Below are 20,237 nucleotides of genomic sequence, written 5' to 3'. Positions count from 1 at the left end.
CCGCAAACAGGAGTTTTTCATGAGCAAGACCGTCATCTCCAGCGACAAAGCCCCCGCCGCCATCGGCACCTACTCCCAGGCAATCAAGGCGGGCAACACCGTCTACATGTCGGGCCAGATTCCGCTGGACCCGAAGACCATGGAACTGGTCGAAGGCTTTGAAGCACAGACCGTTCAGGTCTTCGAAAACCTGAAGGCGGTGGCCGAAGCGGCAGGCGGTTCGTTCAAGGACATCGTCAAGCTGAATATCTTCCTCACTGACCTGAGCCACTTCGCCAAGGTCAACGAGATCATGGGCAAATATTTCGAACAGCCGTACCCGGCGCGCGCCGCCATTGGCGTGGCTGCGCTGCCGCGTGGCGCTCAAGTCGAAATGGACGCCATTCTGGTCATCGAGTAAATCCCGGTGCGGAGCACAAGCACGCTCCGCCTCCTCAGAAAAGGAAGGACTCCGCCCATGCGCGTTGCGTTTGCCCTCTCGCTGCTGGTCGCACTGCTCAGCGGCTGCGCCAGCCACTCCGACAAAAGCCCGGACGGCACCTGGATCAACCAGGCGGCCATCGACGCGGCAGCCCAAGGCGGCAACCTGCGTCAGGCGCTGCTGGCCTACGGCCCGAATCTGGAATGGAACATCAACACCAAGGCCGGACAAGCCACTGCTTCAAACGGCTTCGAGCTGAGTGAAGGCAAGATCGCCAGCAATGCCGACGGCAAGCTGCGCGTCGACTTCTACGGCAATGCGTCTGATGAGCTGACCATCAAGGGCGATGAGCTGGTGCAACGCGCCAGCGACACCGGGCCTGAGCAGCATTTCCGCTCGCCGAAAGAAGCCCCACCGGCCGGCGCGCAACCCGGCACCAGCTTTGAGCGCGCGCTCTACACCGCCTACCTTGGTGGCAAGTGGACCATCGTCAATGGCGACGGTCAGGGCAGCACGGTTGAATTCCTGCCAGACGGCAGCGTCAGCGGCCTGCCAGGTAATGATCGCTACGCACTGTGCCTGGCCGGCGACTGCGCGGCCATGAGCGGTGAATACGACAGCATGTGGCTGGAGAAGAACGAGCGCGGTAACCCGTGGATTTTCGTTCGCAACGGCAAACAGCTGGAGTTGTTCCAGGCGGTGAACAACGCCCAGGCAACTGAAATGCCTGACCTGCGCCCGGGCGAGAAGCGCTGGGTGCTTGAGAAGAACTGACTATCGCATACGCAGGGTAGGACCGGCTTCAGCCGGGAAGAGGCCAGTCCATACAACCTCAATTTTCCGGTTGTTAACCTGACGCCTTCCCGGCTAAAGCCGGTCCTACCAATCGGCGCCAAAGCGAGCTAGTTCGGCTGGTCTGCCAGCATCGCCTCATACCCTTCTTTATAAGTCGCATAAAGCGGCGTCCAGCCCAGCGCTTTGGCGCGGGCGTTGCTGCAGCGCTTGCTGCCGGCGCGGCGCACGTTGTGCTCATCCGACCACTCTGTGACGCCCAGACGCTGACGCATCCAGTCGACCACTTCGGCCAGCGGCGCGGGCGCATCGTCAACGCCGATATAACAGTCTTCCAGCGCTACATCGTCTGCAGCCGCACGCAGCAAAAACGCCAGCAGCCCGGCCGCGTCATCAGCATGAATACGGTTGCCATACAGGGGCGGATCAGTTGCAACACTGTAGCCCTGACGTACACGGTTCATCAGATCACTGCGTCCCGGGCCGTAAATCCCGGTCAGCCTGACGATGGTAGCTGGCACACCGCTGTCCAACGCCACTTGTTCAGCTTCGCGCATGACCTGGCCTGAGTACCCGGTCGCTTCGACAGGCGACGTTTCATCAACCCACTCGCCGTGCTGCTGGCCATAGACGCTGCTGCTGGACACGAACAATATCCGCTTCGGCCTCTGTCCGCTGCGCTCGCTCCAGCCCAGCACGTGCCGAAGGCCTTCGACATAAGCCGCGCGATAACCCGCCTCATCCCGGTCAGTAGGTGTGGCGCAGTAGACCAGGTAATCCAGTCGCCCTTCCGGCCAGTGAGCGGGAATGCGGGGGTCGAAAAGATCGCCGCTGACGCCTAGCACGCCGTTGGGCAGTTTCTCTACCGAGCGGCGCAGGCCGTACACGGTCCAGTCATCGGGCATAAGTTGGGAGGCCAGTCGGCTCCCGATATCGCCACATCCAGCAATCAAAACGGATGGCGCTGACATGTCCAATCTCCACATCACTTGTTGAATTTAAGCCTGTAAAGCGGGCTGCAAAACCGACCATTGGGACGCATTCTCATGAAAAAAGAGACGCTCTTACTTTTGTTAACAAGAATTACTTGCAATAATGACGGTCCTTTGTTCTCCTCCGCTCGCCTCGCGCCAGCGTGACGCTCTCAGAACGAACACCTATTTTCATATCAGGTCGGGCCAGCATGACATCTATTCAAACCCCCGCTTCGTCCATTGCCAACCGAGGTCTGCCACGCGCAGGACGCGCCATTGCCGCGCTGCTGTTCAGCCTGATGTTGACGCCCATAGCGCTCGCCGACTCCAACGCTCCCGTACAAAAGCCCGCCGTACAGGCCGAGGCGCCAACCGCCACTCCGGTTGACCCTGCGACAACGCCAGGCGTTCAAGAACTGACCCCGGCATCTGCTCCGGTTGAGTCGCTTGATGCCGCTGCGGAAGATAACAGCCTGGGCATGTCCCACGACCTCTCGCCCTGGGGTATGTACAAGAACGCGGACATCATCGTCAAAGCCGTGATGATCGGTCTGGCCATTGCATCGGTCATTACCTGGACCATCTGGATTGCCAAGGGCTTCGAACTGCTGGGCGCCAAGCGTAGTCTGCGGAGCGAAATCGCTGCGCTGAAACGTGCACGCAACCTGGACGAAGCCAGCGCAGGGGCGAAGAAAGAAGGCACCCTTTCCCATTTGCTGGTGCACGACGCACTGGAAGAGATGCGCCTGTCGGTTAACACCCGCGAACGGGAAGGCATCAAAGAGCGCGTCGCTTTCCGCCTTGAACGCCTGGTAGCCGCCTGCGGCCGCAACATGAGCATGGGCACCGGCGTGTTGGCCACCATCGGCTCGACTGCGCCGTTTGTGGGCCTGTTTGGCACCGTATGGGGGATCATGAACAGCTTTATCGGCATCGCCAAAACCCAGACCACCAACCTGGCTGTTGTGGCGCCGGGCATCGCCGAGGCCTTGCTGGCCACCGCGCTGGGTCTGGTTGCCGCGATTCCTGCCGTCGTCATCTACAACGTCTTCGCCCGCTCCATTGCCGGCTACAAGGCGCAAGTGTCCGACGCTTCGGCGCAGGTTCTATTGCTGGTCAGTCGCGACCTGGATCACCAGCCTGCGGTCGAGCGCAGCCAATCGCCGCACATGGTAAAGATGGGGTAAACCATGGGCCTGCATTTGAAGGAAGGCGACGACGAGCTCGCCGAGAACCACGAAATCAACGTGACGCCGTTCATCGACGTCATGTTGGTCCTGCTGATCATCTTCATGGTTGCCGCCCCGCTGGCAACCGTAGACATCAAAGTTGACCTGCCTGCCTCTACCGCCAAGCCGGTGCCTCGACCCGAGAAGCCGATTTTCCTGAGCGTGAAAGCCGACCAGAGCCTGTATCTGGGCGATGAAAAAGTGGCCCGCGAGCAGATCGGTCAGGTGCTGGATGCCAAGACCAAAGGCAAGAAAGACACCACGATCTTCTTCCAGGCCGACAAGGGCGTCGACTACGGCGACCTGATGGACGTCATGAACGCCCTGCGCGGCGCTGGCTACCTGAAGGTAGGCCTGGTAGGTCTCGAGACGGTCGGCAAGAAATGATCAATACGCGCCAAAAGCTGACGCGCTATAGCGGTAGTCTGTTGTTGGTGCTGGCGGTCCATGCGGTGGCGATTGTCGTCGCATTGCGCTGGCCCTCCTCGCAGGCCATCGAGCTGCCGCCGGCCGCGATGATGGTCGAGCTGGCGCCTGCTCCCGAGCCCGCCCCGCCGCCACCGCCAAAAGTCGTGCAACCGCCGCAGCCGCCTGCGCCTGAAGAACAACTGCCGATTCCGCCAGTCGCCGAAGCGCCCAAGGCCGAAATCGCCGTACCCAAGCCGGTCAAGCCCAAGCCCAAACCACAGCCGCCAAAACCTGTGAAAAAGGTCGAGCCGCCGAAGGAAGAGAAGCCAGCCGACGACAAGCCGCTGGACGCCCCGCCGTCAAACGCCAAGCCGGAGAAGTCAGCGTCGCCGCAACCTGCTCCGCCCACGCCGCCAAGCAATGCATTACCCACTTGGCAGGGTGAATTGCTGAGTCACCTGAGCAAGTTCAAGCGGTACCCGGAAGATGCTCGACGTCGGGGCATGCAGGGCACCAGTCGTCTGCGCTTCGTGGTCGATGGCGAAGGCCGCGTGTTGTCCTATGAACTGGCCGGAGGCTCGGGCAGCGCATCACTGGATCGAGCGACGCTGGAAATGATCCGCCGCGCGCAGCCATTGCCCAAGCCGCCGCCGGAATTGCTGAAGAACGGGTCGCTGGAAGTGGTCGCTCCCTTCGTTTATTCCCTGGATAAACGCTGAAACCAGAATTTTGTCAGCCGCGACGGGTTGATAACGTGCGTCTATCGATTGCACCCGCTATGCTGGGGCCGCAACTTCATGGACGCACGTTATGACCCTCACAGAATTGCGCTACATCGTTACCCTCGCTCAAGAGCAGCATTTCGGCCATGCCGCTGAACGCTGTCACGTCAGCCAGCCGACCTTGTCGGTGGGCGTCAAGAAGCTGGAAGATGAACTCGGTGTGCTGATTTTCGAGCGCAGCAAGAGTGCCGTACGTCTGACGCCGGTTGGCGAGGGCATCGTGGCTCAGGCGCAGAAGGTCCTCGAACAGGCCCAGGGCATTCGTGAACTGGCCCAGACCGGCAAGAACCAGCTGACCGCGCCGCTTAAAGTCGGCGCGATCTACACCGTCGGCCCGTATCTTTTTCCTCACCTGATTCCCCAACTGCACCGGGTCGCCCCGCAGATGCCGTTGTACATCGAGGAGAACTTCACCCACGTGCTGCGCGACAAGCTGCGCAATGGCGAGCTCGACGCGATCATCATCGCCCTGCCGTTCAACGAGGCTGATGTCCTGACGCTTTCACTGTACGACGAGCCGTTCTACGTACTGATGCCTGCCGATCATCCATGGACCCAGAAAAAGACCATTGATGCCTCGGCACTGAACGACAAGAGCCTGCTGTTGCTGGGCGAAGGTCATTGCTTCCGCGATCAGGTGCTCGAAGCCTGTCCGACGCTGGTTAAGGGCGGCGATGCTGCCAAGCACACCACGGTGGAGTCCAGCTCGCTGGAAACCATTCGGCACATGGTCGCTTCAGGACTGGGTATTTCCATCCTGCCGATGTCCGCTGTCGACAGCCATCACTACGCACCCGGCGTGATCGAAGTCCGTCCGCTGTCGCCGCCAGTACCATTCCGCACTGTGGCAATCGCCTGGCGTGCCAGCTTCCCGCGTCCGAAAGCCATCGAAATCCTCGCTGATTCGATTCGTCTGTGTTCCGTCGCTCGTCCGAAAGCTCAGGCTGAAGCGAGTTAAGGGACGGTATGACGGAGCTGTCTCATGTCTCGGTCACGGCGCTAAAAGGCGTCGGTGAGGCAATGGCTGAAAAGCTGGCGAAAGTCGGTCTTGAGAACATTCAAGACGTGCTGTTTCACCTGCCGTTGCGTTATCAGGACAGGACTCGCGTCGTGCCCATCGGCGAATTGCGCCCGGGCCAGGACGCGGTGGTCGAGGGCGTGGTCAGCGGCGCCGACGTGGTGATGGGCAAGCGCCGCAGTTTGCTGGTCAGGATCGGCGACGGCACCGGCGTGTTGAGCCTGCGCTTTTACCACTTCAGCAACGCGCAGAAGGACGGCCTCAAGCGCGGTACCCATGTGCGCTGTTACGGCGAAGCCCGGCCCGGCGCTTCGGGGCTTGAGATCTATCACCCTGAATACCGCGCGATCACCGGCGATGAGCCGGTGGCTGTCGAGCAGACGCTGACACCGATCTATCCCACGACCGAAGGCCTCACCCAGCAGCGCCTGCGGCAATTGTGTCAGCAGAGCCTGTCGATGCTCGGCCCGAAAAGCCTGCCTGACTGGCTGCCGGATGAGCTGGCGCGCGACTATCAACTCGCGCCCCTGGCTGAGGCCATTCATTACCTGCACAACCCGCCTGCCGATGCTGACGTCGAAGAGCTCGCGCTGGGCCATCACTGGGCGCAGCACCGACTGGCATTTGAAGAGTTGCTGACGCACCAGCTTTCCCAGCAACGCCTGCGTGAAAGCCTGCGCTCGCAACGCGCGCCTGCATTGCCTCCGGCGAAACGCCTGCCGAAGCAATTCCTCGCCAACCTCGGATTCCCGCCCACAGGTGCGCAGCAGCGCGTCGGCAATGAGATCGCCTACGACCTCAGTCAGAACGAGCCGATGCTGCGGCTGATTCAGGGCGACGTAGGCGCTGGCAAAACGGTCGTTGCAGCACTCGCGGCGTTGCAGGCGCTGGAGGCTGGCTATCAGGTTGCACTGATGGCGCCCACGGAGATTCTTGCCGAGCAGCATTTCATCAATTTCACCCGCTGGCTGGAGCCTCTCGGCATAGAGACGGCCTGGCTCGCGGGCAAACTCAAGGGCAAGGCGCGGGCGGCATCCCTGGCGCAGATTGCCGGCGGCACACCGATGGTGGTCGGCACCCACGCGCTGTTCCAGGACGAAGTGCAGTTCAGGAATCTCGCGCTGGTCATCATCGATGAACAGCACCGTTTCGGTGTTCAGCAACGTCTGGCCCTGCGCAAGAAAGGCGTCGGCGGCTCGATGTGCCCACACCAATTGATCATGACCGCCACCCCCATTCCACGCACGCTGGCGATGAGCGCCTACGCCGACCTCGACACGTCGATCCTGGACGAACTGCCACCTGGGCGTACGCCGGTGAACACCGTGTTGGTGGTCGACAGCCGACGGATCGAAGTCGTCGAGCGTGTACGCAATGCGTGCGCCGAAGGCCGGCAGGCGTACTGGGTGTGCACGCTGATCGAGGAGTCCGAGGAGCTGACATGCCAGGCCGCTGAAACCACGTTCGAGGAACTGACCAGCGCGCTGGGCGAGCTCAAGGTCGGCCTGATTCACGGGCGCATGAAGCCCGCCGAAAAAGCCGCCGTCATGGCCGAGTTCAAGCAGGGCAATCTGAATCTGCTGATTGCAACGACGGTGATCGAGGTCGGCGTGGACGTTCCCAATGCCAGCCTGATGATCATCGAAAACCCGGAACGCCTGGGCCTGGCGCAGCTGCATCAATTGCGCGGTCGGGTCGGCCGGGGCAGCGCGGCCAGCCATTGCGTGCTGCTGTACCACCCGCCACTTTCGCAGATCGGTCGTCAGCGGCTGGGCATCATGCGTGAAACCAACGACGGCTTCGTCATCGCTGAAAAAGATCTGGAGCTGCGTGGGCCAGGCGAGATGCTCGGCACGCGTCAGACAGGGCTGCTGCAGTTCAAGGTTGCTGACCTGATGCGCGATGCAGATTTGCTGCCTGCGGTCAGGGACGCGGCCCAGGCACTGCTTGAACGCTGGCCGCACCATGTCAGTCCCCTGCTGGAACGCTGGTTGCGCCATGGCCAGCAATACGGGCAAGTGTGAAGCAGTCAACGCAATAACAGGGTGTCTCACCTCTATAACAACTAAGCTGGTTATACTTCAGCGATTGTAGGAATCTGGATACAGGCCATGACAGAAGTTGCCCACATCGACACAAGCCCACACTGCCCTTCTGTCATTCGGCAGTTGCTGGGCAAACTCAACTTCCGTGAAGTAACTGACGATGAGTCTCTGCCGCCTGCCCAGAAGGTTCAGGCCATTCTGGTCGATGACTCCGTTGGCGCGCTGTTTATCCTGTTTCCGCAAAACCAATTGCTGGACCTCAACCGCATCACCGAGTTGACCGGCCGCAAATTGAAAGCGGTTCCGAAAGAGTCGCTTGAGCTCATGCTGCAAAAACACAAGCTCGGCACGTTGCCCGGCCTGCCTGCACTGACCAGCTCGCCTTGTCTGTATGAGGAGCGAATTCTGTCTGGCCCTGCCGTGCTGATCGACTCCGGCGAGCCGGGCCTCTTGCTGGAAATCAGCAGCGAGGATTTCAAAACGCTGTTGACCAAGGCAAGCGCTGCCCGCTTTGGCGAACCGGTGACGTCGGTCACCCCTAACCTCACGCGTCCCGATGACGACCGCGAGGAGATCACCAAAGCCGTTCAGAACTTCACCGCCCGACGCATTCAGCAGCGCCTGGAGTCCACGGTGGAAATCCCGCCGCTGGCCGACACGGCGCAGAAGATTATCAAGCTGCGTGTCGACCCGGACGCGACCATCGACGACATTACCGGCGTAGTCGAAACCGATCCGGCATTGGCGGCCCAGGTGGTGAGCTGGGCGGCCTCTCCGTATTACGGTTCAGCCGGCAAAATCCGTTCGGTGGAAGACGCCATCGTTCGCGTGCTGGGTTTTGATCTGGTGATCAATCTGGCGCTCGGCCTGGCGTTGGGCAAAACCCTGGCGTTGCCCAAGGATCATCCGCAGCAGGCGACGCCTTACTGGCAGCAGTCGATCTACACGGCTGCGATCATCGAAGGCCTGACCCGCGCGATGCCCCGTGCCGAGCGCCCGGAAAGTGGCCTGACCTACCTCGCCGGTTTGCTGCACAACTTCGGTTATCTGCTGCTGGCGCATGTGTTTCCGCCGCACTTTTCGCTGATCTGCCGCCAGATCGAAGTCAATCCGCACCTGCATCACAGCTACGTCGAACAGCATCTGCTGGGCATCAGCCGCGAGCAGATCGGCTCCTGGCTGATGCGCAACTGGGACATGCCGGAGGAGCTGGTCATCGCCCTGCGCTTTCAGCACGACCCGCACTACGCAGGTGAGCATCACAAGTATGCAAACCTGGTATGCCTGGCGGTGAGGCTGCTGCGCAAGGAAGGCATCGGCTCCGGCCCTCTGGAAAGCATTCCGGACGAGCTGCTCGAGCGTCTGAAGCTCTCTCGCGAGAAAGCTCAGGACGTCGTGAAGAAAGTGCTGGAGGCCGAAGTGCTGTTGCGCGAACTGGCCTCGCAGTTCAGCTGATCTCGAAATGCCCGCTTGCAGCCTGAGAGTTAGCTGCGCTTTTTGTTGGGAAGAGGTTGCTCACGAAGATCTGTGGGCATTCAGCTATTGTCTGTGGTGACTCAGCATCAGTCTTCGCGAGCAAGCTCGCTCCCACAGGATGGGGTTGACTCGACATCTCGAGCACGCCGCTGCACTCGTGGGAGTGAGCTTGCTCACGAAGAGGCTGGAGCCTTCAGCTATTTTCTGTGGTGACTCAGCATCAGTCTTCGCGAGCAAGCTCGCTCCCACAGGATCTGGGCTGACTCAACATCTCAGGTACGCCACTGAACTTGTGGGAGTGAGNACATCTCAGGTACGCCACTGAACTTGTGGGAGTGAGCTTGCTCACGAAGAGGCTGGAGCCTTCAGCTATTTTCTGTGGTGACTCAGCATCAGTCTTCGCGAGCAAGCTCGCTCCCACAGGATCTGGGCTGACTCAACATCTCAGGTACGCCACTGAACTTGTGGGAGTGAGCTTGCTCACGAAGAGGCCTGAGCATTCAACTATTTCTTCTTCCTAGGCTTCAAATACTTCGTCAGCCCCTGGAACCACATCACCAGTCCCGCGTTGCCGGTGACCAGGATGTCCTTGTCCTGAATGCCCTGCATGAACGCGAGCTGCTTGTTCCGGGCCTGCATTGTGGCGAAGCCGTAATCGGCGTCTTTGAAAGAGATCACGAACGCAGGCGCCGCAAAGGTGCCAGCGCGACTCTTGACGCGCTGATCGCGCACGATGAAGTGCCGGGCGATCTTGCCGTCAGCCGTCTGCAACTGGAAAGCCAGATCCTTCCCCGCGAGTTGCTGCTGAAACGCGGGATTATTGCGACTGGCGCGGGCCATCAACAGGCCCAACATCCAGAGTAGAAAACGAAACTTCATGCGTGGGCCTCATGGGATCAGCGGCGGTCAGGGTGACCAGCCGCAGTGTAGCGAGCTTGATTGTCCGGCGAGCAGGCAGAACCGGTCAGTCGCAAAGTGGCGGGCTAGACGGGACGCGCAGGTCGGCGCCGGTCGATTCACAGCCCATAAAAAAATGGGCACGCCGACTGATCGGTATGCCCATTTCCATGCTGCTCGCCCTCCGCAGAGCGCTCAGCGAATTACTTTTTCTTTGCTGCGGGTGCCTTGGCCGCTGCGGCCTTGGCTGGCTTGGCATCTTTGGCGGCTGCAGCCGGCTTGGCTGGTTTGGCTGGCTTTGTCGAGTCCGGATTGACGCTGTCTTTGAGAAACTTGCCCGGCTTGAATGCCACCGTGTTGCTGGCCTTGATCTTGACGGGCTCACCGGTCTGAGGGTTCTTGCCGGTGCGGGCGCCACGGTGACGTTGCAAGAAAGTGCCGAAGCCAACCAGCGTGACGCTGTCCTTTTTGTGCAGCGCGTTGGTGATTTCGTCGAGCACCGCGTTGAGGACGCGATTGGCTTGTTCTTTTGTGAGATCTGCTTTCTCGGCAATAGCCGCTGCGAGTTCTGGTTTACGCATATGAAGCCTCTTTTACGGTTTTTTGTTTTTATGTCCCGTGCAGCCCTTGCGGACAGCGAGCAGGTGCCGCAACAGCTCTACGTTGCGGCAGACCGGAATGAGAATGGCACGCCACCGGGACCCGCGCCAGTACGTGGGCCACGTTTGTTTCAACTAAAAGATGGCTTATCCGACAGAACGACTGTTAATCATGCCAGCAGCGGGGGCAAAGCCTTGTTCAGGGCGAGCTTGTCCATCACCGCCGCGCCTGTCAGCGCGTAACCCAGCAGGTTGCCGTCGCTGTCCAGACACAGTGCCTTGATGTCGGCGCCCTCACCTTCCACGGTCCAGACACCTACCGAGCCCTTGGGCGGCGGCGACACTACCAGCGGGCAAACCGGCGTTTTCACCGTGACCGGCATGGGGCCATATTTGACGGGTGTGAGCGTGCCGGCGAGGGTTTGCGCCAATGCCCGGGCGCAGTTCATCAGCGGCATGACGTAAAGCAGATTCAGGCCATCAACTTCAGCGCAGTCGCCCAGTGCATAGATATTGGCGTGGGAGGTCTGCAAATGCCGATCGACCACAACGCCACGCCCGATCTCCAGGCCGGCCGCTGCGGCGAGATCAGTGCGGGGGCGCAGGCCGATCGCCGATACCACCAGATCGCAGTGAAGCACCTCGCCATCCGACAGGTGCGCCTCGAGCCCGTCGTCGGCACGATCAAGCCGTGTCAGCAAGGGGCCGAGATGAAAACGCGCGCCCAGGCTTTCCAGCCCGACCTGTACCGCTGCGGCAGCCGCAGGGTGCAGCAACGTCGGCATCACCTGCTCGCACGGCGCAACCAGGTCGATTTCGTAGCCGCCCAGGATCAGATCGTTGGCGAACTCGCAGCCGATCAGGCCTGCGCCCAGAATCAGCACTCGCTTCTTGCCGGCGGCTGCAGCACGGAAACGCGCGTAGTCCTCCAGATCATTGATCGGGAATATGGCATCGGCGGCATCACCGGCCACCGGCACGCGCACAGTTTCCGCGCCCCACGCCAGAATCAGATCGCGGTACGGGACCGCTTCCTCGCCGATCCACAGACGCTTGTGACCCGGATCGATGCCGCTGACGCGGGTGTGCGTGCGTACCTCGGCCTTGAGCTGCTCGGCCATGGCGCCTGGCTCGGCCATGCTCAAGCCGTCGGCTTCCTTGTTTTTGCCAAAGCCGGTGGACAGCATGGGTTTGGAGTACGAACGGCCGTCATCGGCGGTGATCAGCAACAGCGGCGTCTCGCCATCCAGCTTGCGAAATTCGCGGGCGAGGTTATAGCCCGCCAGCCCGGTACCGATGATCACGACAGGTGCGTTCATTCATTTCTCCAGAGGGGTCGTGGAAGTCGGCGGATCAGCCGATTTCGATCATCTCAAAATCCATTTTGCCGACGCCGCAGTCAGGGCACAGCCAGTCTTCCGGCACATCCTGCCAGAGCGTGCCCGGCGCGATGCCGTCATCCGGCCAACCGTCGGCTTCGTTGTAGATCAGGCCACAGACTATGCATTGCCACTTTTTCATTGGTCGGTTCTCTTGGTTTCAGGCTAGGCGTCCCAGACGCTCCGCTGTCGTCGCGAAGTTTTCGAATGGGTCAGGCCTTTTACTGATCACAGCGCAATGACGCAAGTTTCATTGATGCACGACTCGCGCGCTTTTCGGAGGATTGGCTCTAGCTGCGATGGCGTCGAGCGTCATGCCGCAAGATTGATAGCGCCCAAACCGGCCTCTTCCCGGCTGAAGCCGGTCCTACTAACACTGCATATCCTGTAGGACTGGCTTTAGCCGGGAATGCGTCAAGTGTCTCAGCGCAGCAATGGGGGGCTCCGGTCGTCGGTCAAAAATCGCAATCATGCTAAGCTCGCCGCCTCGATTGCCGCCTGTGTTTGTCTCCCGTGATCCAGCAAACCCCTGCATTTCCAGCGCCCGAGTGGCTTTTGCGCGATCAGTTGATCGAAGCCCCCTCACCCGTCGTTCTTGAGTGGCTGTTCCACGAAGATTCCCTGACCCGACGCCTGACCCGGCTCTCTGACAATCATTTCTGCGTGCAGCCGCAATTCGAAGGCTGGCAGCGCCTGCGTGAAGATGAATGCGCCGCGCTGCACTTGCCTGAGGGCAGCGAAGGCTGGGTGCGTGAAGTCTATCTGCTGGGCCGTGACGAACGATGGGTGTTTGCCCGCAGTGTCGCCGCCCGCAGCGCTCTGGAGCATGACGGCCTGCACATGGACGAACTCGGCACCCGATCGCTGGGCGAACTGCTGTTCAGCGATAAAGCCTTCGCCCGCGGCCCGCTGCAGGTCTGCCACTATCCTGCGCAATGGCTACCCGAGACTGACGCACAGCCGGGCTTGTGGGGACGCCGCTCCTGTTTCAGCCGGGGGATCTTGAGCATTCTGGTGGCGGAAGTGTTTCTGCCCACCGCATGGCGCGCCATCGAAGCCAACCTTCCACTGCATGCCCAAGAGGGCCGCTGATGTACCTGTCGTTGCTCAAATCCCTGAACCGTCTGCACCCGCGCGCCTGGGACTTCATCCAGCTCACGCGCATCGACAAGCCCATCGGCATTTATCTGTTGCTTTGGCCGACCTTGTGGGCGGTCTGGATTGCAGGCAAAGGCTCGCCTTCCCTGAGCACGCTGCTGATTTTCGTCATCGGCGTGTTCCTGATGCGCGCGGCGGGCTGCGTGATCAACGACTTCGCCGACCGCAAGGTGGACGGCCACGTCAAACGCACCGAGCAACGGCCGTTGGTGAGTGGCAGGGTGACGTCAAAGGAAGCGCTGATTCTGTTCGCCGTGTTGGTGGGGCTGAGCTTTGTGCTGGTGTTGTTCACTAACGCGACGACGATCTGGCTGTCGTTCGGCGGTCTTGCCCTCGCGGCATGCTACCCGTTCATGAAGCGCTATACCTACTACCCGCAAGTGGTATTGGGCGCTGCGTTTTCATGGGGCATGCCGATGGCGTTTACCGCAGAGACCGGCGAGCTGCCCGCTGCCGCGTGGCTGCTGTACATCGCCAATCTGCTGTGGACGGTGGGATATGACACGTATTACGCGATGACGGATCGCGAGGACGACTTGAAGATCGGCGTAAAATCCACGGCCGTGCTGTTCGGCGACGCGGATCGGGTGATCATCCTGACGCTGCAATGCCTGGCGCTGTTCTGCCTGATGCTGGCGGGTACACGCTTTGAGCTGGGCCTGTACTTCTTCATCGGCCTACTGGTCGCGGCGGGATGCTTTGGCTGGGAATTCTGGTCGACGCGGGACAAAGACCCGCAAGCCTGCTTCAAGGCTTTTCTGCACAACCACTGGGCGGGGCTGGCGATTTTCATCGGTATCGTTCTGGACTACGCGCTGCGCTGACCGATTCGGGCCGACGCAGCGCGCGAAGGCTCAGATCATGGCTTGGCGATGTGCCAGACGTCGCCCTTGCCGTCGCCGGTTTTGTCGCCAGCGGCCTTATCGCTTTTGAAAAAGTACAGCGGCTTGCCCTTGTAAACCCACTGCGAGGCGCCGTCATCGCGCTTGATAATGGTCCAGTCGCCCTCAGGCTTGTCGCTTGCTGTGGCAGTCAGCGGCGGCCAGTTGGTTGCGCACTGATCGTTGCAGACGGACTTGCCTGCAGAGGTGTCCTTATCAAAGGTATAGAGCGTCATGCCTTTGTGGTCGGTAAGCATGCCGTCACTGGTCATCGCCGGCGCGGCAGCGAATGCCATGCCGGAAGATGCTAACGCTGCCGCCGCCAAAAGGCGCATCAGAGCAGAAGAAATTTTAGCCATGGATGAATCCTCTTCTTGTTTGTCGTTGTATGGACATTTCTTGTAGGACAAGTCGCCAGCTTAGCGCTAGACCGGCGAATACGCCTAGCTCGAACTAACCTGTCACACGACTGCAATAATTCCGTTATCTAATGCGCCCCAAGACAGTTAAATGACATGAGGTTCGAGGCATGGTTGGCAGGAGCATTCTGATCGTCGACGACGAGGCGCCCATTCGCGAAATGATTGCCGTCGCACTGGAAATGGCCGGCTATGACTGCATTGAGGCTGAGAATTCGCAACAGGCCCACGCTGTTATCGTCGACCGCAAGCCGGACCTCATCCTGCTGGACTGGATGCTGCCGGGCACATCCGGCATCGAGCTGGCACGCCGCCTGAAACGTGACGAGCTGACCGGTGACATCCCGATCATCATGCTCACGGCCAAAGGCGAAGAGGACAACAAGATTCAGGGCCTCGAAGTCGGCGCCGACGACTACATCACCAAACCCTTCTCCCCCCGCGAGCTGGTCGCCCGGCTTAAAGCCGTGCTGCGTCGGGCTGCCCCGAACGATGGCGAATCACCGATCGAAGTGGGCGGTCTGCTGCTGGACCCGATCAGCCACCGCGTGACCATAGACGGCACACCTGCCGAGATGGGCCCGACCGAATACCGCCTGCTGCAATTCTTCATGACCCATCAGGAACGCGCCTACACCCGCGGGCAGCTGCTCGATCAGGTCTGGGGCGGAAATGTCTACGTGGAAGAGCGCACCGTGGATGTCCACATCCGGCGTCTGCGCAAAGCCCTCGGCGAGGCTTACGAAAATCTGGTACAAACCGTCCGCGGTACTGGTTACCGTTTCTCCACCAAAAGCTGAAAAAGCGTTTGGCAGCGATTCAGACCGCTGAAGACAAGGACGCGTTAATTGAATCACAACTGGCATGGCACCCTGATCCGCCACTTGCTGATGTTGGTCACAGCCTCGCTGCTGGCCGGTTTGATCAGCGGACATTACGGCGGGTGTCTGGCAATCGGTCTGGGGCTTTATCTGGCCTGGACCCTCAAACAGCTGCTGCGCCTGCATGACTGGCTTCGCCATCACAAACCCGACGAGCCGCCGCCCGATGGCTATGGCTTGTGGGGTGAAGTCTTCGACAGCATTTACCATTTACAGCGTCGCGATCAGCGCGTGCGTGGCCGCCTGCAAGCGGTTATCGACCGTGTGCAGGAATCCACCGCCGCACTGAAAGATGCCGTGATCATGCTCGACAGCGACGGCAACCTGGAATGGTGGAACCGCGCGGCAGAAACCTTGCTGGGCCTGAAGACGCCCCAGGACAGCGGTCAGCCGGTGACCAACCTGGTGCGCCACCCGCGCTTCAAGGAGTACTTCGCGCACGCCAACTATGCCGAGCCGCTGGAGATCCCGTCGCCGGTCAATGACCGCCTGCGCATTCAGATGCTGATCACCCGCTACGGCAACAACGAGCATTTAATGCTGGTGCGCGACGTGACGCGTATGCATCAGCTGGAGCAGATGCGCAAAGACTTCGTCGCCAACGTGTCCCACGAGCTGCGCACACCGTTGACGGTCATCTGCGGGTACCTGGAGACGCTGCTGGATAACGTCGAAGAAGTGAATCCGCGTTGGGTCCGTGCGTTGCAGCAAATGCATCAGCAAGGCGGACGCATGCAGACGTTGCTTAACGATCTCCTGCTGCTGGCCAAGCTGGAAGCCACCGATTACCCGTCCGACAATCAGCCCGTCGCCGTGTCGTCGCTGCTGCAGAGCATCACCAATGATGCCCAGGCGCTGTCGGGGAGCAAGAACCAGCAGATCACCCTGGAGCTGGAAAGCGACGTCAGCCTCAAGGGCAGCGAGGCGGAGCTGCGCAGCGCGTTCTCCAACCTGATCTTCAACGCGGTCAAATACACGCCCGCAGAGGGCAAGATCCGCATCCGCTGGTGGAGTGACGGGCGTGGCGCGCACCTGAGCGTGCAGGACTCCGGCATCGGCATCGACAGCAAACATATCCCGCGCCTGACCGAGCGCTTCTACCGCGTCGACTCCAGCCGCGCGTCAAACACCGGCGGAACAGGCCTGGGCCTGGCGATCGTCAAGCACGTGCTGCTGCGCCACCGCGCGGTACTGGAAATCAACAGCGTCCCCGGCAAGGGCAGTGTGTTTATCTGCAACTTTGCCCCGGCCCAGATGACCAAAGCCTAGGCAAGCCTGTAGATAGCCGTTAAATTGCGTCCCTTGTGCCCTCCAATTGTGAGGGCTCGTTTCATTCCACACTTCAAAACGGAACCTGCAAAACCCCATCATGGACCCTTCCCCTGGTATCAGCCTGGCTTCACTCTTCGCCGATTTCGGCATGATTCTTTTCGCAATGGTGTTGGTTCTGCTCAACGGATTTTTCGTTGCGGCCGAGTTCGCCATGGTCAAACTGCGCTCCACACGCGTCGAGTCGATTGCCGAGAAAAACGGCTGGCGCGGACGCATTCTGCGCACCGTTCACAGTCAGCTCGATGCTTATCTGTCGGCCTGCCAGCTGGGTATTACGCTGGCGTCGCTGGGTCTGGGCTGGGTCGGCGAGCCGGCGTTCGCGCACCTGCTGGCGCCGTTGCTCGAGACGGTCGGCGTGGAATCGCCTGAAGTCGTCAAGGGCGTGTCGTTCTTCAGCGCCTTTTTCATGATTTCGTACCTGCACATCGTGGTGGGTGAGCTGGCCCCGAAATCCTGGGCCATTCGCAAACCCGAGCTGTTGTCGCTGTGGACGGCGGTGCCGCTCTACCTCTTCTACTGGGCGATGTACCCGGCCATTTACCTGCTCAACGCCAGTGCCAACGGCATTCTGCGCATCGCCGGCCAGGGCGAACCCGGCCCCCACCACGAGCACCATTACAGCCGTGAAGAGCTCAAGCTGATCCTGCACTCAAGCCGCGGTCAGGACCCAAGCGACCAGGGCATGCGCGTGCTGGCCTCCGCCGTGGAAATGGGCGAGCTGGAAGTGGTGGACTGGGCCAATTCCCGCGAAGACATGGTCTCGCTGGAATTCAACGCCCCGCTCAAAGAAATCCTCGCGATGTTCCGTCGGCACAAGTTCAGCCGGTACCCGGTGTACGACTCGGACCGCAATGAATTCGTGGGCCTGTTGCACATCAAGGACCTGCTGCTGGAGCTGGCGGCGCTGGACCACATCCCCGAGTCTTTCAATCTCGCCGAGCTCACGCGGCCGCTGGAGCGCGTGTCCAAGCACATGCCGTTGTCGCGCCTGCTCGAGCAGTTCCGTCAGGGCGGCGCGCACTTTGCGCTGGTCGAGGAAGCCGACGGCAAGATCATCGGTTACCTGACGATGGAGGACGTTCTGGAAGTGCTGGTGGGCGACATTCAGGACGAACACCGCAAGGCCGAGCGCGGGATTCTGGCCTATCAGCCGGGCAAGCTGCTGGTACGGGGGGATACGCCGCTGTTCAAGGTCGAGCGCCTGCTGGGCATCGATCTGGACCACGTTGAAGCCGAGACCCTCGCAGGCCTGATCTACGACAGCCTCAAGCGCGTGCCTGAGGAAGAGGAAGTCATGGAAGTCGAAGGCCTGCGCATCATCATCAAGAAGATGAAAGGCCCGAAAATCGTGCTGGCGAAGGTGTTGAAGCTGGATTGACCTGCCCGCCAGCAGATCATCAATTGCCGCCAATCGCGAAGTTAGGCAGGCTCTGGACCGGTTGCGAGAATTCGTACGGGATCGACTCCAGCGCCAGCCCGACATTGCGCTGCACCACGAAGTGCAAATGCGGGCCGGTGCTGTTGCCGGTGTTGCCGGACCGTCCGAGCGGCGCGCCCACTGCCACATGCTGGCCTTCCTTGACGCTCACCGATCCCTGCTGCAGATGCAGATAAACGCCCATCGTGCCGTCGTCGTGCAGGATGCGCACGAAGTTGCCTGATGGATTTGCGCCTCGGCCCGACTGGGCATTCTCGGTCTTGATCACGGTACCGCCCCGCGCAGCGATGATCTGCGTGCCTTCCGGCATGGCGATGTCGATCGCGTAGCGGCTCTTTGCGCCTACGTGGCTGTAGGACCCATTGGCACCCTGACTGATGCGAAACGGCCCGCCCACCCATGGCAACGGATAGCGATAGGCAAATCCGTTCGCTGACACGCCGCGCTGCGGGTCGCCGACGATGGATCGCAGACTGGGCTTGTAGGCCATGGCCTTGCTGGCGACTTGTGGGCTGAGGGCGATAAGGCGTTCGTTGCTGCGCGCTGGAATTGTGCGGCGAATGACTTGGTCCGACACGCCCACCACGTTCTTCACCCCGGCCAGACGCAGCTCGACTTCCACGGGCGCGTAGAGATCATTGCGAACATAAAGGCTGTCACTGCCATTGGCTTTCTTCACGCTCAGGCGCACTTGGGAGTCGATGCGCTCGACCATACGCTCGCGAAGCTTCATCACCTCCGCGCCACGCACAGGCTGGTCGGTAAACGACACGACGCCATTGGCATCGGTGAACCGATAGATCGTGACTGCCCCGGCGGTCTGCGTGGCCAGCAGTAAGGCACAGACAACCAGCACGCGCTCTAACATCGGGATAGACCTGGTGAGTGGACGATTGGCGCCCAGCCTAACAGCGATGCCGACGCAATTGGACTCATCCGAATCAATCGGTAATAGACGAAGCGTCAAGGAAATCGCGTCAGCACAGGGCGCGATCGGAATTGCAATTTCTATGCTGGATAGCGCGGGGGTGAGCTTGCTCGCGAAGACGGACTCCCGACCGCTGCACATTTAGCGGATGTACCGGTCTCTTCGCGAGCAAGGTGGAGCGCCATCCCGGTCGCTCCCCCAGGTGAATGCGCAGCGGATCAGGCGCCCGGCACGAAGTGCTTCTGCGCGGTGCCACGGGCAATCAGGCGCGACAAATAATCAAGCTTCTGGGTGTCCTTGTCGACGAAGCGGAAGGTGACCTGCAGCCACTCGCTGTCCGGCTTCTGCTCGAACGCGGCAATCGCGTGCAGATAACCATTGAGACGCGCCACCTCGGCGTTCTCGCCCTGCTCCAGATCGAGCACGGCGCTTTCGAGGATCTGCGGCAGGACCTCGCCACGGCGGACCAGCAGCGAGGCTTCCTTGAGCGTCAGCGCTTTGATAACGCAGGGCTGGTTCCCGCTCGGAAGACGCAACTGACCCTGACCACGACCGGTGGGTGCAGCGGCAGGAGCAGCTTTAGCTGTCGGCTGGACCATAGGCTGAGCGGCTTGAGGTGCTGCCGACGCAGTGGGTGAAGCGCTGACGGTTTCAGGGCGGTTACCTGTCAGTGCGCCAAGCGAGTCATTGGCAAACGCCGCATTGACGCGGGCCGGGCCACTGGACATCAACGCGTCGAGCTTGCCGACCTTGTGCAGCGCTTTCTTGACCTTGGTCAGCAGTTGCTCGTTGGTGAACGGCTTGCCGATGAAGTCGGAGACGCCGGCCTGGATCGCCTGGATCACGTTTTCCTTGTCGCCACGGCTGGTGACCATGATGAAAGGCATGGTCTTCAGGTTGTCCTGCTGGCGGCACCAGGTCAGCAATTCGAGCCCGGACATTTCGGGCATTTCCCAATCACAGAGCACCAGATCAAACACTTCACGGCTGAGCAGCACTTGCGCCTTGCGACCATTGACTGCGTCTTCCAGAGCGATTCCCGGGAAGGCATTGCGCAGGCCTTTCTTGACCAGATCACGGATGAACGGTGCGTCATCCACCACCAATACACTGACTTTACTCATCGACGCTCCTGATGGCGTGTTCACCGTAAATGGCGAGCATTCGCTGGCGGGTGGCC

Annotated in this window: 20 protein-coding genes and 1 pseudogene; 13 read left to right on the top strand and 8 right to left on the bottom strand. The window is 60.7% G+C overall.

Going from position 1 to position 20,237, the window contains the following annotated elements:
• Positions 1–19: 19 nt before the first annotated feature.
• Together IFT47_RS11570 and IFT47_RS11565 are read left to right on the top strand one after the other, a co-directional pair.
• Complete coding sequence (locus IFT47_RS11570) at positions 20–400, top strand: RidA family protein (protein ID WP_065988223.1); 381 nt, start codon at positions 20–22, stop codon at positions 398–400.
• Between the two features lie 57 nt (positions 401–457).
• Positions 458–1,195: a hypothetical protein gene (locus tag IFT47_RS11565; protein ID WP_192171464.1), complete on the top strand. Its 738-nt coding sequence runs from the start codon at positions 458–460 to the stop codon at positions 1,193–1,195.
• A 128-nt stretch (positions 1,196–1,323) separates the two neighbouring features.
• Here IFT47_RS11565 and IFT47_RS11560 read toward each other — a convergent pair whose 3' ends face one another.
• Positions 1,324–2,184, bottom strand: coding sequence for an NAD-dependent epimerase/dehydratase family protein (locus IFT47_RS11560; RefSeq protein ID WP_192171465.1), 861 nt, complete (start codon positions 2,182–2,184; stop codon positions 1,324–1,326).
• A gap of 212 nt (positions 2,185–2,396) precedes the next feature.
• Between IFT47_RS11560 and exbB the strand changes: the two genes are divergently transcribed.
• The 6 genes from exbB (at position 2,397) to IFT47_RS11530 (ending at position 9,124) form a co-directional block, all read left to right on the top strand.
• Entirely contained in the window at positions 2,397–3,374 is a 978-nt protein-coding gene (exbB, locus tag IFT47_RS11555; RefSeq protein WP_192171466.1) for a tonB-system energizer ExbB, read from the top strand.
• 3 nt (positions 3,375–3,377) lie between these two features.
• Positions 3,378–3,803 (top strand): TonB system transport protein ExbD, encoded by a 426-nt coding sequence (gene exbD, locus IFT47_RS11550; RefSeq protein ID WP_133773871.1) that lies wholly within the window; start codon positions 3,378–3,380, stop codon positions 3,801–3,803.
• The gene (locus tag IFT47_RS11545) at positions 3,800–4,543 is read left to right on the top strand and encodes an energy transducer TonB (protein WP_192171467.1); all 744 of its coding nucleotides are present in this window, start codon (positions 3,800–3,802) and stop codon (positions 4,541–4,543) included. Before exbD ends, IFT47_RS11545 begins: the two co-directional genes overlap by 4 nt.
• A gap of 91 nt (positions 4,544–4,634) precedes the next feature.
• Positions 4,635–5,564: a hydrogen peroxide-inducible genes activator gene (locus IFT47_RS11540; protein ID WP_065988216.1), complete on the top strand. Its 930-nt coding sequence runs from the start codon at positions 4,635–4,637 to the stop codon at positions 5,562–5,564.
• A gap of 8 nt (positions 5,565–5,572) precedes the next feature.
• Positions 5,573–7,648 carry an ATP-dependent DNA helicase RecG gene (gene recG / locus IFT47_RS11535; RefSeq protein ID WP_192171468.1) on the top strand — a complete coding sequence of 692 codons (2,076 nt, stop codon included), beginning with the start codon at positions 5,573–5,575 and terminating at the stop codon, positions 7,646–7,648.
• 87 nt (positions 7,649–7,735) lie between these two features.
• The gene (locus tag IFT47_RS11530; protein ID WP_192171469.1) at positions 7,736–9,124 is read left to right on the top strand and encodes an aminoacyl-tRNA deacylase and HDOD domain-containing protein; all 1,389 of its coding nucleotides are present in this window, start codon (positions 7,736–7,738) and stop codon (positions 9,122–9,124) included.
• Positions 9,125–9,649: 525 nt separating this feature from the next.
• Here the strand turns inward: IFT47_RS11530 and IFT47_RS11525 are convergent.
• The 4 genes and pseudogenes from IFT47_RS11525 to IFT47_RS11510 all read right to left on the bottom strand — a co-directional run bounded on the left by IFT47_RS11525 (position 9,650) and on the right by IFT47_RS11510 (position 12,162).
• Complete coding sequence (locus IFT47_RS11525) at positions 9,650–10,024, bottom strand: helicase (RefSeq protein WP_192174557.1); 375 nt, start codon at positions 10,022–10,024, stop codon at positions 9,650–9,652.
• Positions 10,025–10,353: 329 nt separating this feature from the next.
• Positions 10,354–10,623, bottom strand: a pseudogene (locus tag IFT47_RS11520) (HU family DNA-binding protein); the annotation flags it as partial.
• Positions 10,624–10,811: 188 nt separating this feature from the next.
• On the bottom strand, positions 10,812–11,960 hold the full coding sequence (locus IFT47_RS11515; protein ID WP_192174556.1) for an NAD(P)/FAD-dependent oxidoreductase: 1,149 nt from the start codon (positions 11,958–11,960) through the stop codon (positions 10,812–10,814).
• 34 nt (positions 11,961–11,994) lie between these two features.
• On the bottom strand, positions 11,995–12,162 hold the full coding sequence (locus tag IFT47_RS11510; RefSeq protein ID WP_002555879.1) for a rubredoxin: 168 nt from the start codon (positions 12,160–12,162) through the stop codon (positions 11,995–11,997).
• A 371-nt stretch (positions 12,163–12,533) separates the two neighbouring features.
• Between IFT47_RS11510 and IFT47_RS11505 the strand changes: the two genes are divergently transcribed.
• Together IFT47_RS11505 and ubiA are read left to right on the top strand one after the other, a co-directional pair.
• A complete protein-coding gene (locus IFT47_RS11505) occupies positions 12,534–13,112 on the top strand; it encodes a chorismate lyase (RefSeq protein ID WP_192174555.1) in 579 nt (192 codons plus the stop codon).
• Complete coding sequence (gene ubiA / locus IFT47_RS11500) at positions 13,112–14,002, top strand: 4-hydroxybenzoate octaprenyltransferase (protein WP_192174554.1); 891 nt, start codon at positions 13,112–13,114, stop codon at positions 14,000–14,002. Before IFT47_RS11505 ends, ubiA begins: the two co-directional genes overlap by 1 nt.
• A gap of 35 nt (positions 14,003–14,037) precedes the next feature.
• Here ubiA and IFT47_RS11495 read toward each other — a convergent pair whose 3' ends face one another.
• Positions 14,038–14,418, bottom strand: coding sequence for a COG4315 family predicted lipoprotein (locus IFT47_RS11495; protein ID WP_122534187.1), 381 nt, complete (start codon positions 14,416–14,418; stop codon positions 14,038–14,040).
• A 170-nt stretch (positions 14,419–14,588) separates the two neighbouring features.
• Here IFT47_RS11495 and phoB point away from each other — a divergent pair, with 170 nt between their 5' ends.
• From phoB to IFT47_RS11480, 3 genes are all read left to right on the top strand, one after another.
• Positions 14,589–15,278 carry a phosphate regulon transcriptional regulator PhoB gene (phoB, locus tag IFT47_RS11490; protein WP_037016751.1) on the top strand — a complete coding sequence of 230 codons (690 nt, stop codon included), beginning with the start codon at positions 14,589–14,591 and terminating at the stop codon, positions 15,276–15,278.
• Positions 15,279–15,368: 90 nt separating this feature from the next.
• Positions 15,369–16,628 (top strand): phosphate regulon sensor histidine kinase PhoR, encoded by a 1,260-nt coding sequence (gene phoR, locus IFT47_RS11485; protein WP_244656054.1) that lies wholly within the window; start codon positions 15,369–15,371, stop codon positions 16,626–16,628.
• Between the two features lie 100 nt (positions 16,629–16,728).
• Positions 16,729–18,069: a hemolysin family protein gene (locus IFT47_RS11480; RefSeq protein ID WP_192174552.1), complete on the top strand. Its 1,341-nt coding sequence runs from the start codon at positions 16,729–16,731 to the stop codon at positions 18,067–18,069.
• A 19-nt stretch (positions 18,070–18,088) separates the two neighbouring features.
• Here IFT47_RS11480 and IFT47_RS11475 read toward each other — a convergent pair whose 3' ends face one another.
• On the bottom strand, positions 18,089–18,997 hold the full coding sequence (locus tag IFT47_RS11475) for a peptidoglycan DD-metalloendopeptidase family protein (RefSeq protein WP_192174551.1): 909 nt from the start codon (positions 18,995–18,997) through the stop codon (positions 18,089–18,091).
• Positions 18,998–19,275: 278 nt separating this feature from the next.
• A complete protein-coding gene (locus IFT47_RS11470; protein WP_192174550.1) occupies positions 19,276–20,181 on the bottom strand; it encodes a response regulator in 906 nt (301 codons plus the stop codon).
• Positions 20,182–20,237 lie beyond the last annotated feature (56 nt).

Origin of the sequence: Pseudomonas sp. CFBP 13711 (genome assembly GCF_014842265.1) — a bacterium.
In the GTDB taxonomy this organism is placed as follows: Bacteria; Pseudomonadota; Gammaproteobacteria; order Pseudomonadales; family Pseudomonadaceae; genus Aquipseudomonas.
The sequence above is the reverse complement of the archived record's forward strand: the minus strand, read 5'-3'. Positions and strand labels throughout refer to the sequence as shown.